The following is a 16,304-nucleotide window of genomic DNA, read 5'->3' on the forward strand; positions in this document are numbered from 1 at the left end:
TAAAAGCACCGCTTTAACAAGTAGGTGCTTTTTTATTATCAGGTCTTTGCTTTTAGTTCGTTTGCCACGTCAATGACTTGCTTTCTAAACCAAATATGACTGGCGTCGTGGTGAAGGAGAGGGCTCCAAATCATTTTCAACTCGATTTCAGCAATATCAAAAGGTGGGTCGAGAATCACCAAGTCGGGATTGTTTCGATTGACCATGGCGACTTTTTTGGGAAGCGTAGCGATGAGGTCTTGTTCTAAGGCCAGATGCATGGCGGTATGGTAACTGCGCGTAAAAACTCGAATACTGCGTTTATGGCCTAAGGTCTGAAGGGCTTCATCTACCCAGCCCAACTTTTGCACATCATTTGGGTCCATGCCAACACCGATACCAAAACCGGTTTTACTGACCCAGATGTGTTGTGCTTGTAAATACGCTTCAATGGTAAAGTTTTCTTTGATCGGATTGTTTGAATTTAGCATGCACACAAAGGTGTCAAACCAAACACTTTTTTGGTGAAACGACTGAGGCAATTCTTCGAAGCGATTAATGGCCATATCAATTTTACCCGCTTCAACATCATGAAAAGTGACGTCACTTGGTGTCATTATGTCCAAAGTAATGCCGGGGGCAAATTCTCTGAGGCGATTCAGTAGTCGTGGAATAACGGTCGAAGCGGCATAGTCGCTAGCCATGATACGGAAAACACGCGTACTGGTGCTTTCGTTAAAGTCGGCTTCGGGCTGTAGCGCTTCTTCTAACTCGAGCAGTACCTTGCGGACAATAGGTTGCAGCCGTAAGGCCTTTTCTGTGGGTTTCATCCCTTCACTGGTCCGTACAAGTAAAGGGTCACTGAGTAAATCGCGCAAACGCTTGAGGCCATTACTCATAGCTGGCTGGGTAATGTTCAGCTTGTTAGCCGAGCGCGTGACATTGCACTCTCTGAGTAAGACGTCGAGATAAATAAGAAGATTAAGATCAATTTTATTTATATTCATACTGATTATGCTATTTGCGAAATTAATAGGCTATCTGAATTTATTGTATCGACTCCAAGGGTGGAACGCCACAGCATAAATCAATGAACTTCTGAGCATTTTGCGTCAAAGCGGTGTTTTTGGGGGTCACGATTAACAAATTACGATTTAGTTGAAGCGGAGTTCGGTAAAGCCGGATCAATCCTGACTTTAACTCTTGTGAAATCGCCATGCGTGATAAACAACCCAGCCCCATTTGGTGGATAACGGCTTGCTTTACGGCTTCCATATGTGCAAGAGAAAGCACCACGTTGAGTTGAGAAATGTGTGTTGCGGTGGCTTGCTCTAAAATATTGCGTGTGCCTGAGCCGGTTTCTCGCATAATCCAGTTAGCTGCTTGTAGATCTTCCCACGAAAGGTCTGTGTTGCGATCCTCTGCTGAGGAACCAAAGACAACCAATTCATCTTTGAGCCACACTTGTGTCATCAATTCTGCATGTTGGCAGTAGCCTTCAATAAAGCCAACCTCAGCGTTGCCTGTCAGTAGTTGTTGAATCACGCTTTGTGTGTTGCCAATGTCCAAATTGAAACGAATGTTTGGGTGTTGGCGCTTAAACTGTGACATTTTCTCAGGCAACAAATAATTGCCGACACTGACACTGGCGGCGAGGTGTAAAGAGCCGCTAAGCTCATCCTCGTTGCCCATGCTTTCAATTTGTTCAATTTGGCTAAGCACAGCCCTTGCTTGAGGAAGCAAGTGGCGAGCTTGAGGGGTGATTTGCAATCGCTTGCCGTGCCGGCGAAATAGAGGCCGACCCAATAAAGCTTCAAGCTCTCTCAAAGCCTGACTGGCAGCGGGTTGACTAATGGATACCATTTCAGCGGCGGCTGTGACGGACCCGGTGTGTACAACGGCTTCGAATATTTGTAATTGTCTAAGTGTTATTCTCATTGGGATATTGTAGCCTTGTTTTTGTTGTTATGAGTAGTGCTGCGCCATCTTTTATCCCTTTGGTCTGGAGAACTGAGGGTAAAAAATATCGGTTTTTTATCGTCGTGTGGTAATATTCATGAGTCGTTTGTGGTGAGGAACACTTGCCACAAAATCTTACTTAATAATCAACCAAAGCAAGAATGAGAGAGAACTATGTCAGGATTAGAAGAAGAGGCAACGGGCCGTCTTACAACAAGAACGGTGGCCATGCCGGGGGATACTAATCCAGCGGGCGATATTTTTGGTGGTTGGGTCGTTTCACAAATGGACATCGCGGCAGGAATCTGCGCAGGTCAGCGTGCACAGTCACGTGTAGTGACTGTTGCGCTGGACAGCATGAGTTTTATCCGTCCTGTCAAGGTGGGTGACATCCTCGGTGTTTATACACGCGTGGAGTCTGTTGGTCGTACTTCCATGAATATCATGGTGGAAGCTTGGGTGCGTCGTGGTCGAATTGGGCAACGAGAAAAAGTGACCGAAGGGCTCTTTAAGTTCGTTGCTATCGACGAAAGTGGTGCCTCTATGCCGATTCCAAAAGAAGAAGACTTACCTGATTATGTGTTAAAAGGTATGAATTCTATATAGTCCTCGTTATATGGTTAAGCGGAATTTCTCTACGAAAATCCGCTTTTCTTGTGGCATTTTTGGGAAAAAGTACGATTTTGAGTAAGTTGGCTTTAAAGAAAACAAGTGTGTTTTACATTGAGTGAACTTTCTTGCAATGTTATTATTTTTCCCCGTCCTGAAGGCGCATTTATCTGTGTCATCAAATCTCATTTTTTCATATTTTAAGGCGGGTTAAACACTCATGGCGACACGATATATTTTCGTCACAGGCGGCGTGGTTTCATCACTGGGTAAAGGTCTAGCGGCGGCATCTTTGGCCGCTATTCTTGAATCGCGTGGTTTGAAAGTCACCATGCTTAAATTGGATCCTTACATCAATGTGGATCCTGGCACCATGAGTCCTTTCCAGCACGGTGAAGTGTTCGTTACTGAAGACGGCGCGGAAACTGATCTCGATCTTGGCCATTACGAGCGCTTCATTTCCACGAAAATGGGCAAGCGTAATAACTTCACAACCGGTCGTATTTACCAGCATGTTCTGAGAAAAGAGCGTCGTGGTGAGTATTTAGGAGGGACCGTTCAGGTTATCCCTCACATCACAGATGAGATTAAACGTCGCGTTATTGCCGGTGCACAAGGGGCCGATGTTGCCTTAGTCGAAATCGGTGGCACAGTAGGTGATATTGAATCTCAACCTTTCTTAGAAGCCGTTCGCCAAATGAAGGTAGAAGTCGGTTCTCATCGTGCTTTGTTTATGCACCTCACATTGGTGCCTTACATTCGTACTGCCGGTGAAACCAAAACTAAGCCGACTCAGCACTCTGTAAAAGAGTTGCGTTCAATTGGTATTCAACCTGATATTCTTGTTTGTCGTTCTGAAGTGACGATTGAAGCACCAGAGCGCAAGAAGATTTCCTTGTTCACCAACGTAGAAGAACGTGCCGTTGTGTCCTTGCCAGACGCGGATACGATTTACCGTATCCCACAAATGTTGAATGATCAGGGCTTAGACAGTTTGATTGTAGAGCGTTTCAATCTTGATTGTGATATGCCCGACTTGAGCATTTGGAACAAGGTAACACAGGCGAAATTGAACCCTGAGAAACAGATTAACATTGCCATGGTTGGTAAATACATGGAGTTGTTGGACGCCTACAAATCCTTGATTGAGGCGATGGATCACGCTGGTATTCACGCCCGTACCAAGGTGAAATTGCATTACATTGATTCAGAAAGTATTGAAGAAAATGGTACCGAAGCCCTAAAAGGAATGGACGCGATTCTGGTTCCTGGTGGCTTTGGTGAGCGCGGTGTGGAAGGCAAAATTACCACAGCGCAATACGCTCGTGAAAATAAAGTGCCTTACTTAGGTATTTGTCTAGGGATGCAGGTTGCGGTGATTGAATACGCGCGTAACGTGGCAAACTTAGCCGGTGCGCACAGTACAGAATTCAATTTAAAAGCAGAGAACCCTGTGATCGGTTTGATTACCGAATGGACGAACTCTGAAGGCTCAAAAGAAATTCGCTCAGAAGAATCTGATTTGGGTGGCACTATGCGTTTGGGTGCGCAAAACTGTAATTTAACAGAAGGCACTAAGGCGTTTGAAGCATACGGTGAAGCGGTGATAACAGAGCGTCATCGTCATCGTTATGAAGTGAATAACTTTTACCTAGACGCATTGCAAAAAGCAGGTTTAACCATTTCTGGTCGCTCAGAAGACAATTCTTTGGTTGAGATGGTTGAGATTGCTGACCATCCTTGGTTCGTAGCTTGTCAGTTCCACCCAGAATTCACGTCAACGCCGAGATATGGGCATGGCTTGTTCAGTGCCTTTGTGCATGCTGCATTGAAGCATGCAGGAAAAGAAAAATAATTAGCACCAACGCTATTCGTTAGAGCAAGCACGACCAGCGGATTCGATCGGTGTGTTTGTGATTTCTCATTTATACTAAGAGGTTTGTTATGAGTCAGATCGTTGATATCAAAGCCAGAGAAGTACTAGATTCTCGTGGTAATCCTACTGTCGAAGCGGATGTAATTCTTGCTGACGGTTCCATCGGATCAGCGTGTGCACCGTCTGGTGCTTCTACCGGTTCTCGTGAAGCTTTAGAGTTACGTGATGGCGACAAGAGTCGTTATTTAGGCAAAGGCGTATTAAAGGCCGTTGCTGCGGTCAACGGTCCTATTCGTGATGCCTTGGTGGGTAAAGACGCGCTTGCTCAAGCCGATTTGGATCAGATTATGATCGATCTTGACGGTACTGAGAACAAATCAACGTTTGGTGCAAATGCTATTTTAGCGGTGTCTTTAGCCGCTGCGAAAGCCGCTGCGACTTCTAAGAAAGTGCCTTTGTACGCACACATTGCTGATATCAATGGCACACCTGGTGTGTACTCCATGCCGGTTCCTATGATGAACATCATCAATGGCGGTGAGCACGCAGACAACAACGTTGATATCCAAGAATTTATGATTCAGCCTGTTGGCGCGCCAAACTTCCGTGAAGCACTTCGCTACGGTGCAGAGATTTTCCATGCATTGAAAAAAGTGCTAAGCGACCGTGGCCTAAATACCGCCGTAGGTGATGAGGGTGGGTTTGCACCGGACTTAGCATCGAATGCTGATGCACTTGCGGTCATCAAAGAAGCAGTGGCTGCCGCAGGTTACGAACTGGGTAAAGACATCACGTTGGCAATGGATTGTGCGGCTTCTGAGTTTTACGAAGACGGCAACTACAACTTAAAAGGCGAAGGTAAAGTCTTTAGCTCTGAAGGCTTTTCTGATTACCTTGCACAGTTGTGTGAGCAGTACCCAATTGTATCGATTGAAGATGGCTTGAATGAGTCAGATTGGGAAGGCTTTGCTTACCAAACTAAGATCCTAGGCGATAAAATTCAACTTGTTGGTGATGATTTGTTTGTTACCAATACAAAGATTTTACAGCGCGGCATCGATGAGGGCATTGCGAACTCTATCTTGATCAAGTTTAACCAAATTGGTTCTTTGACTGAGACATTGGAAGCGATCAAGATGGCCAAAGCGGCAGGTTATACTGCGGTTATTTCTCACCGTTCTGGTGAAACAGAAGACGCCACCATTGCAGATTTAGCCGTAGGGACTGCGGCAGGTCAGATCAAAACAGGCTCTCTATGTCGTTCTGATCGTGTTGCGAAGTACAACCAATTGCTGCGAATTGAAGAACAGTTAGGCGGTAAAGCACCTTACAAAGGTCTTTCTGAGATCAAAGGCCAAGCCTAATCTTAGTCAGGTCTAAAAAGGGAGAACTTGGTTCTCCCTTTTTTTATGTTTTTTTTCGTCTATTTCTTTAATAATACGCACGGCTTCTCTCATAATAAGAGTGGATTTCATGAAATATCTGAGGGTGTTATGGCGCGTTTGTTCGTAGTTCTTTTTCTGTGTGCCATCGGCTATCAAGGCTATTCGCTGTACTTTGGTGAACAAGGGATAAAACGCCAAGAAGAGCTTGCTAAGCAAATTGCTTATCAAGAGCGCATTAACTTACGACTTAAGCAACGTAATGAGGCCTTGCGTGCTCAAGTGTACGATTTGCGCCTGGGTGAAGAGGCCGTCGAAGAGCGTGTACGTAGCGAGCTCCAATATATCAAAGAAGGCGAGACTTTTTATCGTATGGTGAACAAAAAATGAGAGCGGCCTTATGGGTGATTATTCCCGCTGCTGGTGTGGGAAAACGGATGCAATCAACTTGCCCTAAACAGTATTTGCGTCTTGCTGATAATACGATTTTGGACACGACCATCGAGCGTTTCATTCAGCATCCTAACATTGCGGGCGTGCTGGTTGGTATTAGCCAAGAAGATGAGTACTGGTGCCAATCAAAGTGGAGACAGCACGCCAGTGTGCATACCTTTACGGGCGGTAAAGAGCGTTGTGATACCGTTCAGAAAGGCGTTTCTTTTTTGTCTCAATCTTGCCTTATTGATAAGAACCCTATGGTCTTAGTTCACGATGCCGCAAGACCGTTGTTATCGCTAGCAGCTTTGAATCGCATCATTGAACACGAATCTGATCAAGGTGCCTTATTGGCGGTGCCAGTGAAAGACACGCTGAAGCAGCAACATCAAACCAGTTTAAAGGTAGAGGCTACTCTTCCTCGCGAGCGTATTTGGTTAGCGCAAACGCCACAAAAGTTTCCAGTGGCGGCCTTGTTAGCGGCGTTTGAACAGGCACAGAGAGAGGGGGTCGTGGTAACAGATGAATGTTCGGCAATGGAGCGAATGGGGTGGCAACCAGATTTAGTATTGGGTGACAGTCGTAATATTAAGGTGACGGTTCCTGAAGACTTAGGGATCGCGGAAGCCTTGCTACCACATATGTTAGCCACTGGCGCGCTTTAGTCGTGCTTGTTTGCCTTGAATAACAATCTCATAAGAGGGGAGTACTCAACATGATGCCATTTCGAATTGGCCATGGTTTTGACGTTCACAAATTTGGAGAAGGCGACCACATTGTATTGGGTGGCGTTAATATTTCATATCAACAAGGGTTAATAGCGCACTCTGATGGCGATGTTGTGTTGCATGCGTTAACGGATGCCTTGCTAGGTGCTGCGGCTCTGGGGGATATTGGTAAGCACTTTCCTGACACCGACATGGCGTTTGCTGGGGCGGACAGTCGTGTTTTATTGCGACGTGCTTATCAGGAAGTTCAGGCGCTGGGCTTTCATGTCGGCAACCTTGATATCACGATTTTGGCGGAAGCTCCAAAAATGCGTCCACATATTGATGCGATGCGAGCCTGTATTGCAGAAGATCTGTCCGTTTCAATTGACAGAGTGAATGTAAAAGCGACGACCACCGAAAAGCTTGGCTTTGTTGGGCGCAAAGAAGGCATTGCGGTGGAAGCCGTTGCGTTGATTTTTAAACAGGAAGCGTTATGAATACACAATGGCGCTATGCTTGGTCAAAACCCACGGTGAGTGGTGATTTAAAGACCCACGTACAAGACTTCTATGTAGAAGAGCAGTTAGGTTTTGAGCCAGATGGAAAAGGTGAGTTCTGTTTTGTTTTTATTGAAAAACAAGGTGTAAACACCGATTTTTTAGCCAAGCGTTTAGCGCAAGTGGCTGGTATCGACTCAAGTAAGGTGACCTATAGTGGGGTCAAGGATCGTCATGCCTGTACACGTCAGTGGTTTTGTTTGCATACATTGAATAAAGAACCGGATTTATCGAGTATTCAGGAAGCATTTAGAGAACCGGAAAGTGTTCGAGTGGTGGCACAACTAAAGCACTCTAAGAAGCTTCGTACGGGCGCGCACCTAGCGAACCGTTTTGTAATTCGTCTTCGAGAGCTGACAGGGGATCTTGAGGAATTAGAAGGTCGTCTCACCTTGATTCAGCGTGGCGGTGTGCCTAATTACTACGGGCCACAACGCTTTGGTATTAACGGCAACAATTTGCAAAACGGTAAAGCGTTGGTGTTAAAAGGACGACAAAGCCGTCGTAAATTGCCCAAAAATGAGTCTTTCTGGCTGTCTGCTATTCGCTCTTGGTGTTTTAACGAAGCATTAAGCGATCAGGTCGAAAGTGGCATGTGGGCGCGTTTGTGCGATGGCGATATTGCCCAGTTTCAACGACGCGATGAACAGTTTCGCGTCAAAGAGGTTGGAGCATTGATGCACCTAAAAGTAATGCAAGGCGATATTAGCCCTGTGTTACCGATGATTAGCGAAGGCTGGGAAGCCGGTACAGGGCCTCAGCGTGAAGCCGCGATTAAGCACTCATTGGCCAACAGTACAGATTTAATTGATGGACTGATGACATTTGATTTATCGCGTGACAGCCGTTTAGCACGTCTTGTTCCTATGGACATGGTATGGGAATGGATTAAACCTAAAGAAGGCAATGCACAATTAATCGTCGAGTTTTTGCTGCCAAAAGGCTGCTTTGCAACGAGTGTGTTGCGTGAGATGATTGATTTTACGGACAAATCAGCAGAGAAGTATCATGAGAATATTGATCGCTAATGATGACGGCATAGACGCCGTTGGTATTCAAACGTTAGCAGAACACGTACAACGCCATTATGACGTTTTAGTGGTTGCACCGGATCGAAATCAAAGCGGTGCGAGTAATTCATTAACCTTGTCTCGTCCTATTTACCCTGTAAAAGTTGCTGAGAACCAATACCGTGTTGATGGTACGCCGGGAGATTGTGTAAACCTTGCGGTTGCTGGCCTAGTCAATGGCGATGTTGATCTTGTGGTATCGGGTATTAATCATGGCGCGAACTTAGGGGATGATGTGATTTACTCGGGAACCGTCGCTGCAGCGATGGAGGCTCGTCATCTAGGCAGACCTGCCTTAGCCGTTTCCTTGGTGGGTAAGCAGCACTTTGATACTGCGGCAAAGGTGGTGTTACAGCTTCTGCAAGATGCGCATAATCTCACCTTACCTGCAGGTATTTTGCTTAATATCAATGTACCGGATTTACCCTATGAGTCACTAAAAGGTGTTCAAGTGACGCGTTTAGGCCATCGTCATCAAGCGCAATCGCCCGTACCGGCTCAGCACCCAAGAGGGGTGCCGAGCTTCTGGATAGGAGCGCTTTCAGAAGCCAATGACAATTCATCGGGAACAGATTTTTGTGCCATTGCAGAGGGGTATGTGTCTATTACGCCTATTCATACTGATATGACCTGTTATGAAGCAAAGGCGTCGCTTGAGACTTGGACTGACACCATCACATTATGAGCCAGTATGACCTCCGCCATCTTGTAACGGGCTCTGAACCTAAAGCCGCGGCGATGGTGCGTGAACTTAGAGCGCAGGGGATTACTCATGAGGCGTTATTGTCTGTTATGGGGACTCTACCACGCCACCAGTTTGTCGAGCCGGCGTTTTCCCATTTAGCCTATTCTGCTACGCCTCTGCCGATTGGTCGTCAACAAACGATTAGCCAGCCTCTAACAGTGGCAAGAATGACGCAGTGGTTATTGCAGTATGCGCGGTTAGGTCGAGTGTTAGAAATAGGCACGGGGTCAGGTTATCAAACACGAATTCTGGCGCACTTTTTTAACAAGGTGCACACCATAGAGCGGCATCAATCTCTTCATAACAAGGCAAAACAGCGTTTGTTGTCGATGGGAGTTGGTAATGTGGAGTACTGGTTTGGGGATGGACAAATAGGTTGGCCACAAAAAATAGAAATGGATGCTGTTATCATTACTGCCATGGCAAGTAAAATTCCTTTGGCGTTAACGGATTGTTTGAAACAAGATGGTATTTTAATTATGCCAATTGATCAGCCCACCCAACACATTGGTTGTTGGCGAAAAAAAGGTGATCGTTGGCAGTGTTTAGGGACAGAATCTGCGCATTTTGTGCCGTTATTGGAAGGAACGGAAGATGCCTAAGTGGCTAAAAGTGTATTTGAGTGGTGTACTGATGGGAGCGGCTGATGTCGTGCCAGGCGTGTCGGGTGGTACGATTGCTTTTATTTTGGGCATCTATGATCGCTTAATTGCCGCCTTGAGTGGCGTGAATAAACAGAGCGTGATGTATCTGTTAACAGGTAATGTTGTCGCATTGTGGCGTCATTTTGATGGGGCTTTTTTGCTGCCGTTAGGAGCCGGTATTTTAAGCAGTATTTTTCTGATTGCTGGCCTGATAACGCACCTATTAGACAGCTATCCTAGCTTTTTATGGAGCTTCTTTTTTGGCTTAATACTGTCATCTGCGTACTTTTTGATCCAAGAAATACAAGGCTTTTCAGCACGACATCTTGGCGTGATGGTGATTGGGGCAATAATTGGTGCCAGCTTGTCTTTATTGGTCCCAACGCAGTTTAATACCTCTATGTTGATGGTGTTTGCTTCCGGCATGATTGCTATCTGTGCCATGATTCTTCCAGGTATCTCTGGTAGCTTTCTCTTACTGATGATGGGCATGTATGGTTTTGTTCTGTCTGCGGTCAAAGGGTTAGACATCACGATCATTATGGTGTTTGCCGCAGGGGCGTTAGTGGGTCTGCTTAGCTTCTCGAAAGTACTGAATTATCTTTTAACCCATGCTCGTTCAATGACCTTGGCGCTGCTAACAGGGATTATGTTAGGTGCTCTGGTAAAGGTTTGGCCATGGAAGGTAACAGATACTTGGAGCCAAGTGGGTAGTAAGGTTGTGCCTCTAGAAGAGCATCTTATTTTGCCTTGGCAGCAAACGTCGTTTTATTGGCTAAATGATTTGCTGTTTCCGATTATTTTTATGTCGATAGGTTTCTTGAGCGTTATTTTTATTTCGCGTCTTTTTGCGAATAAAAGTGTCTCTTAAAAATAGTGTATGCTTTGGTCATTTCTCTAATAAGATTCATGGGGTAACCTTATTTTTTGTTCTCCCTTTGCGATGAATAAGCAATCAGTATGGTGGGGTAAGAGTGTGAGAAGTCTCGTGCTTGGCTGTATTCTGCTGTCTGGGTGTTCCTATGAAGTCCTGCATTATTCCGATAAAGCGTCCTCTTCCTATTCAAGTAAACGGGCGCAAGTAACTGCGATTCCGTCATCGGGTATCTATCGTGTAAAACAAGGTGATACTCTATTTTCAATCGCGTTCCGTTATGGCTTAGATTACCGTGAGTTGGCGCAGTGGAATCGCATTGCCTCACCTTATGTTATTTACCCTAATCAAAAAATCCGTCTTCATTCGACGTCTAGGTCAACGAAGCCCGTTGCTCAGAAAGTGGCCACACCGACGACGAAAGCGCCAGCGGCTAGCCCGACACCAAAAGCAGTGAGTCCTAAAACGCCATCTGTTGTTGAATCGACGACGTCACAACCGGTTGTGTCTGCTCCTGTGCCTTCTAAAGCGGTTGAGCCAGCAGTGGTGACCAAGACTCCTATTGTGACCAAGCCAACACCGGTTCAATCATCGAGTACTGAAATGACCAGTGATTGGGCGTGGCCTGTCAAAGGCAAGGTAACCAGAAGCTTTTCGAACTCAGGTGTGAGCAGTAAAGGCATTGATATTAAGTCAAACCAAGGCGAACTTGTAAAAGCGGCCGCAGATGGTACCGTGGTATACGCAGGCAACGGTCTAATTGGTTATGGCAACCTGGTGATTATTAAACATAACGATGAATATTTAAGTGCTTATGCCTATAACGAGAGCATCTTGGTGAAAGAGCAGCAGATTGTTCGAGTGGGTGACTCCTTAGCGATTATTGGCGGTAAAGGAGAAGATCGGCCGGTGTTGCACTTTGAAGTGCGACGTGATGGTCAACCGATTGATCCACTTAGTGTGTTACCAAAATAAAATCAATCAACACGAGTATTTGGAGGGGCATGACGTTGGACAAAACCACAAAAAAGACAGAGACAGGTCGCATCTTAGATGTTACTCAGCTGTATTTGAGCGAAATAGGGTTTACTCCTTTACTCACGATGGAAGAGGAAGTGTTTTTCTCACGCTTAGCGCTGAAAGGCGATGAATCAGCGCGTAAACGCATGATAGAAAGCAATCTGCGTCTAGTGGTTAAAATTTCTCGTCGTTATCTCAATCGTGGCTTGTCGTTACTTGATTTGATCGAAGAGGGCAACTTGGGGCTGATGCGAGCGGTTGAAAAGTTTGACCCAGAACGAGGCTTTCGCTTTTCAACCTATGCAACTTGGTGGATACGACAGACCATCGAGCGCGCGATCATGAACCAAACGCGGACCATTCGTCTCCCCATTCATGTTGTAAAAGAGCTGAATATTTACCTGCGTGCTGCCCGTGAATTGACTCAGCAGCTGGATCATGAACCAAGCGCAGAAGAAATTGCAGATAAGCTAGACTGCCCCGTCGAAGATGTTCAAAAAATATTGGGACTAAATGAAAAAGTGAGCTCTTTAGACGCTACCTTTGGTGGCGAGCATAATGATAAAAGTTTCACCGAGGTATTGGCTGATACACTGCACCAAGGTCCCGAAGCCGATCGTCAGGAAGGGGATGTGCAGCAAAGCATTGATCTTTGGCTTAACGAACTGGATGAAAAGCAGCGTGAAGTGATTACACGACGTTTTGGTCTACGGGGGCATGAAGCCAGTACACTTGAGTATGTTGGTGAAGAGATTGGTTTAACGCGTGAGCGTGTGCGTCAGATCCAGATGGAAGCACTGCGGAAACTTCGTCTTATTATCGATAAAAAAGGCTTGTCACTCGACGACGTGATGCAGTTTGATGAGCGTTAGATCAGTGCGTCCGCCTGTTCTGTAGGGTGAATAATGTCGACCATTTGCTGGTGGATTTGCTGCTTGTATTTGTCCGACATGCCCCTTACCTCATAAGCCAACACTTCTTGATTATTATCCTCAATTATCTCCGGTAAGCCCGTAAATACACGGTTTTGGATCTGTGGTTGAGTAAATATTTCTTCACTAATAACCAACTTATTGATGCTTTCAGATTGGCTAAGTTGTTTCATTTCATGTAACAAATCACTCACTTGTTCAGGTTCAAAATGGTTTTCTTTGACCATATGAGTAATGTCTGCACTGCCTTGATGTAACCCTAGGTGAAAGTTCAAGGTAGGCACATCCGTGTAAAGAGGGTTTTTTAACAATTCCTCTACAAGTCCCAAAAACAGTTGCGCTGTACTGACCGCATTAATGTAAAGCTTCTCATCACAGTGGATGGCGCTAAACAAGATCACGGCCGCATCATCTTTGTACTGATGAATTTGTCCAAGATACCGCTCGGATGCTTGAAACATGGCTCGGTAAATAGGGGTTAACAGATTAGAAACCTGCAGTGGTGTCATGTCTTCGTGCCACTTTTCTAAGTTAAGAATATCAAAGTACAATACACAACTGCGTTGTTTGGATTCTTCAAAAATAGCATCAAAGTTAATTTCAAACTGGGGAATCACCGGTGTCGATGTGTTGGCTTTTTCTTCATCACTGTCCTCCACTGCTGTTTTAGGCAATGGGTTGGCTTTTACCGCGTTGACCGCTCTAAATAAATGTCTGGATTCTTGATACTTAGGATGTGCTAAATGCGTTGTGTCTTTGCCTTTACTGTAGGCTAAAAGTGCGGAGGTGGCGTCTGTAACAGGGGCAAATAACCATCGCGTCACAAAGATAATAAGCAGCAGGGACAACGCACTAATAAAGATAGCAACTCCAATGAGTAAATTATTAAGATGCTTTAAGGTGGCTTGAGCAGGGGTTTTGTCCAAGGTGATCAGTACATGTCCCACGATTTCATCTCTAAACCGGATGCTAGAACTGTAGATGCGACGAGTATCATTGGGGCGTAAGCGACGTTCAGAATTTAATCCGGAAAGGCCACTGTCGGCTTCGGCTAACAGTTCGTCTTTTTTGTTATAAACCCGTGCGCTAAGTATGTTGTCGTCCACCACCAGTCGATTTAATAATACGTTAAGGCTGAGCAAATCATTGTTTAATATGGACTGGGTGGCATTAAAGGCGGCTTGGGTGGCTAAGCTGGTGCCTAGAACCTCGGTCTGTTGTGTCAGGTAGTTGCCCAGTGCCTGTGTCATGGTATACCAAAACAGACATACGGTCAGAATCATCAAGGAGCAAAAAGTCATCACCATCACAAGTGTTGCGCTCATAGAATGGCGCAAATAAGCCAAGATACGCGCCTTTCTTGATGGGGCTGTATTTGATTGAGCTGTGCTTGTTTGAGTGTCCATTCATTTCCTTCGGGTAACTCGTTGTGCTGGTATAAAATTAAGTATACCTATCATAACGGCCGTTTTCCGAATTCTTTAAAGTAGATCAGGTGCTTAGCGAAAAGAAAACGATTTGCTATAGTAGTCGTCTTATTGCATTAGGAGCGTTTATGTCTGCCAGTATTACCCTTATCGGTTCTTTCACTTCGGAATACCTTGATCAATTCAACGCTTGGTTAGACAAACGTCATTTGTCTGGTGTGCGTCGTTTATTAACAAATAAAGATGAAAAAGTCTCTGTTGTTCGAATCGAGCTTGTCGATTGTGCTTTAGACGCAGCCAGATTGCGCACTGAGTTATTGATTCTGTCTAATCACACAGAAATTGATCATATTTACCAAGCAGCATCACTGGATATTACAACGCCAGGTGTGGCGGTATTTGACATGGACTCCACGCTTATTAAGGCTGAAGTGATGGATGAACTGGCCGTAGACGCGGGAATCGGTGAGCAAATTGCCACCGTGACGGCCAGTGCCATGCGTGGTGAAATTGATTTTGTAGAAAGTTTCGTGCAGCGTCTAGCGCTTCTAAAAGGGTTGAGTAGCGACGTTATGGATGGTGTGTATCACCGTATTGAGCATATGGAAGGAATTGCTCCGCTAATGGCGGTTTTGCATCACTATGGCTGGCATACAGCGATTTTATCCGGTGGTTTTACCTATTTTGCTGATCGAGTAAAAGACGAATACGCCATGAAAGAAGTGCATGCAAACGTGTTGGAAATTGAGAATCATCAATTAACAGGGAAGCATCTTGGTGAAATTGTTGATGGTGCTCGTAAGAAGCAGTTGTTAGCGGATATTGTCAGCAACCAGCAGGTTGACTGGTCGCAGACGCTTGCCTGTGGTGATGGCGCGAATGACTTACTAATGCTAAATAAGGCGGCGTTGGGTGTTGCTTTGCATGCCAAGCCATTAGTGAGGGAGCAAGCGCCTTGCCCAATGAATAATCTTGGCTTAGAAGGCATTTTATATTTATTAGGCCTATCCACCAATGAGATCCAGGCGATTGTGGGATAATGAACTTCTTAGTGGCATAGGTAAAATAACCACTACTGCTATTTTTAAAAGCTTGTTATGATTCCTGATTATAGCAAGCTAAGCAGGAGTGCGATTTTGTCAGAAGTCACTTTATCGAATATCGACTTAAATTTACTGTATGTTCTGCACGTCCTTATTGAAGAGAAAAACGTTACCAAGGCCGCTGCTCGGTTGGATGTGTCGCAACCTGCTGTAAGTCGGTCTTTATCACGTTTACGCGATATTTTTGATGATCCGCTGTTTTTACGCACCTCTCACGGCTTATCGATTACGTCAAAAACACAGAGTCTTGCGCCTTTCTTGGCGGATACTCTAAAAGATTTAGAGGCGTTGGTTCAACCCAGTCAATTCAACCCTGCCACCAGTCAGCGTCGGTTTATTTTATCGACAACCGATTTTGGCGCTTTAACCGTGTTACCAAAGATTCTTGATCAATTTCGTGAGGCGGCGCCCAATGCGACTCTGGATGTGAAAGCGTGGCACGATGACATGGCGTCTGAGCTTGATCACAGTGCCATTGATGTGGCTGTGGCCGTGTTGTCAAAAGAGCCTCCGGTGAACATTCACTCTGTGCCGCTGAAAAGTGATCGCATGGTGTGTTTGGCTCGAAGAGGACATCCAGCGATTGGTGATACCTTAACACTGAAAACCTACTTAGCAGCCAGTCATATTCAAATTGTACTCGGTCGTCGTGAGTATTTCGCAGTAGACAGAGCGCTGGAAAAAATGGGTCACAAGCGTGATGTCACTGTGCATTTACCAAATTTTTTGCCAGCAGCACGCGTCGTCATGGGCAGCGATTTGTTGCTGACGGTGCCCAGTTTATTTGCTCAAGATATGGCCAGCATGATGTCTAATGTGGATTTTTATGAGTTGCCTTTCGAGGCGAGAACGTTTGATTACTCGATGATTTGGCATGAACGATTCCAGCACGATGCTGCACACCTTTGGTTTCGAAACTTGCTTAAGAGCTCTTTCACTGAGATTAACGAGTAGTATTAAAACGTCGTAAATCTCAGTGAGG

At 45.4% G+C, this 16,304-nt stretch carries 17 protein-coding genes; 14 read left to right on the plus strand and 3 right to left on the minus strand.

Annotation, left to right across the window (positions count from 1 at the left end):
• Window positions 1–38 precede the first annotated feature (38 nt).
• Window positions 39–986, minus strand: coding sequence for a LysR family transcriptional regulator (locus LG368_RS08900; protein ID WP_226754382.1), 948 nt, complete (start codon window positions 984–986; stop codon window positions 39–41).
• Window positions 987–1,026: 40 nt separating this feature from the next.
• A complete protein-coding gene (locus LG368_RS08905; protein WP_226754383.1) occupies window positions 1,027–1,917 on the minus strand; it encodes a LysR substrate-binding domain-containing protein in 891 nt (296 codons plus the stop codon).
• A gap of 195 nt (window positions 1,918–2,112) precedes the next feature.
• Here LG368_RS08905 and LG368_RS08910 point away from each other — a divergent pair, with 195 nt between their 5' ends.
• From LG368_RS08910 to rpoS, 12 genes are all read left to right on the plus strand, one after another.
• A complete protein-coding gene (locus LG368_RS08910; RefSeq protein WP_226754384.1) occupies window positions 2,113–2,544 on the plus strand; it encodes an acyl-CoA thioesterase in 432 nt (143 codons plus the stop codon).
• 223 nt (window positions 2,545–2,767) lie between these two features.
• Window positions 2,768–4,402, plus strand: coding sequence for a CTP synthase (locus tag LG368_RS08915; protein WP_226754385.1), 1,635 nt, complete (start codon window positions 2,768–2,770; stop codon window positions 4,400–4,402).
• Window positions 4,403–4,491: 89 nt separating this feature from the next.
• On the plus strand, window positions 4,492–5,787 hold the full coding sequence (gene eno / locus LG368_RS08920; RefSeq protein WP_226754386.1) for a phosphopyruvate hydratase: 1,296 nt from the start codon (window positions 4,492–4,494) through the stop codon (window positions 5,785–5,787).
• A gap of 129 nt (window positions 5,788–5,916) precedes the next feature.
• Window positions 5,917–6,195 carry a septum formation initiator family protein gene (locus tag LG368_RS08925; RefSeq protein WP_226754387.1) on the plus strand — a complete coding sequence of 93 codons (279 nt, stop codon included), beginning with the start codon at window positions 5,917–5,919 and terminating at the stop codon, window positions 6,193–6,195.
• Window positions 6,192–6,905 (plus strand): 2-C-methyl-D-erythritol 4-phosphate cytidylyltransferase, encoded by a 714-nt coding sequence (gene ispD / locus LG368_RS08930; RefSeq protein WP_226754388.1) that lies wholly within the window; start codon window positions 6,192–6,194, stop codon window positions 6,903–6,905. Before LG368_RS08925 ends, ispD begins: the two co-directional genes overlap by 4 nt.
• A gap of 50 nt (window positions 6,906–6,955) precedes the next feature.
• A complete protein-coding gene (gene ispF, locus LG368_RS08935) occupies window positions 6,956–7,447 on the plus strand; it encodes a 2-C-methyl-D-erythritol 2,4-cyclodiphosphate synthase (protein ID WP_226754389.1) in 492 nt (163 codons plus the stop codon).
• Complete coding sequence (truD, locus tag LG368_RS08940; protein ID WP_226754390.1) at window positions 7,444–8,535, plus strand: tRNA pseudouridine(13) synthase TruD; 1,092 nt, start codon at window positions 7,444–7,446, stop codon at window positions 8,533–8,535. The genes ispF and truD overlap by 4 nt, the downstream gene beginning before the upstream one ends.
• Window positions 8,516–9,262, plus strand: a complete 747-nt coding sequence (surE, locus tag LG368_RS08945) for a 5'/3'-nucleotidase SurE (protein WP_226754391.1) — start codon at window positions 8,516–8,518, stop codon at window positions 9,260–9,262. Before truD ends, surE begins: the two co-directional genes overlap by 20 nt.
• The gene (locus LG368_RS08950; RefSeq protein ID WP_226754392.1) at window positions 9,259–9,924 is read left to right on the plus strand and encodes a protein-L-isoaspartate(D-aspartate) O-methyltransferase; all 666 of its coding nucleotides are present in this window, start codon (window positions 9,259–9,261) and stop codon (window positions 9,922–9,924) included. The genes surE and LG368_RS08950 overlap by 4 nt, the downstream gene beginning before the upstream one ends.
• Window positions 9,917–10,837 carry a DUF368 domain-containing protein gene (locus tag LG368_RS08955; RefSeq protein WP_226754393.1) on the plus strand — a complete coding sequence of 307 codons (921 nt, stop codon included), beginning with the start codon at window positions 9,917–9,919 and terminating at the stop codon, window positions 10,835–10,837. The genes LG368_RS08950 and LG368_RS08955 overlap by 8 nt, the downstream gene beginning before the upstream one ends.
• Window positions 10,838–10,942: 105 nt before the next feature.
• Window positions 10,943–11,815: a peptidoglycan DD-metalloendopeptidase family protein gene (locus LG368_RS08960; RefSeq protein ID WP_226754394.1), complete on the plus strand. Its 873-nt coding sequence runs from the start codon at window positions 10,943–10,945 to the stop codon at window positions 11,813–11,815.
• A gap of 29 nt (window positions 11,816–11,844) precedes the next feature.
• Window positions 11,845–12,732, plus strand: coding sequence for an RNA polymerase sigma factor RpoS (rpoS, locus tag LG368_RS08965; protein ID WP_226754395.1), 888 nt, complete (start codon window positions 11,845–11,847; stop codon window positions 12,730–12,732).
• Here rpoS and LG368_RS08970 read toward each other — a convergent pair.
• Window positions 12,729–14,198 carry an AhpA/YtjB family protein gene (locus LG368_RS08970; protein WP_226754396.1) on the minus strand — a complete coding sequence of 490 codons (1,470 nt, stop codon included), beginning with the start codon at window positions 14,196–14,198 and terminating at the stop codon, window positions 12,729–12,731. The genes rpoS and LG368_RS08970 overlap by 4 nt on opposite strands.
• A 149-nt stretch (window positions 14,199–14,347) precedes the next feature.
• Between LG368_RS08970 and serB the strand changes: the two genes are divergently transcribed.
• The gene (serB, locus tag LG368_RS08975) at window positions 14,348–15,259 is read left to right on the plus strand and encodes a phosphoserine phosphatase SerB (protein WP_226754397.1); all 912 of its coding nucleotides are present in this window, start codon (window positions 14,348–14,350) and stop codon (window positions 15,257–15,259) included.
• 96 nt (window positions 15,260–15,355) lie between these two features.
• Entirely contained in the window at window positions 15,356–16,276 is a 921-nt protein-coding gene (locus LG368_RS08980; protein ID WP_226754398.1) for a LysR family transcriptional regulator, read from the plus strand.
• Window positions 16,277–16,304 lie beyond the last annotated feature (28 nt).

The sequence above is a fragment of the Marinomonas algarum genome, from assembly GCF_020532605.1.
Taxonomy (GTDB): domain Bacteria; phylum Pseudomonadota; class Gammaproteobacteria; order Pseudomonadales; family Marinomonadaceae; genus Marinomonas; species Marinomonas algarum.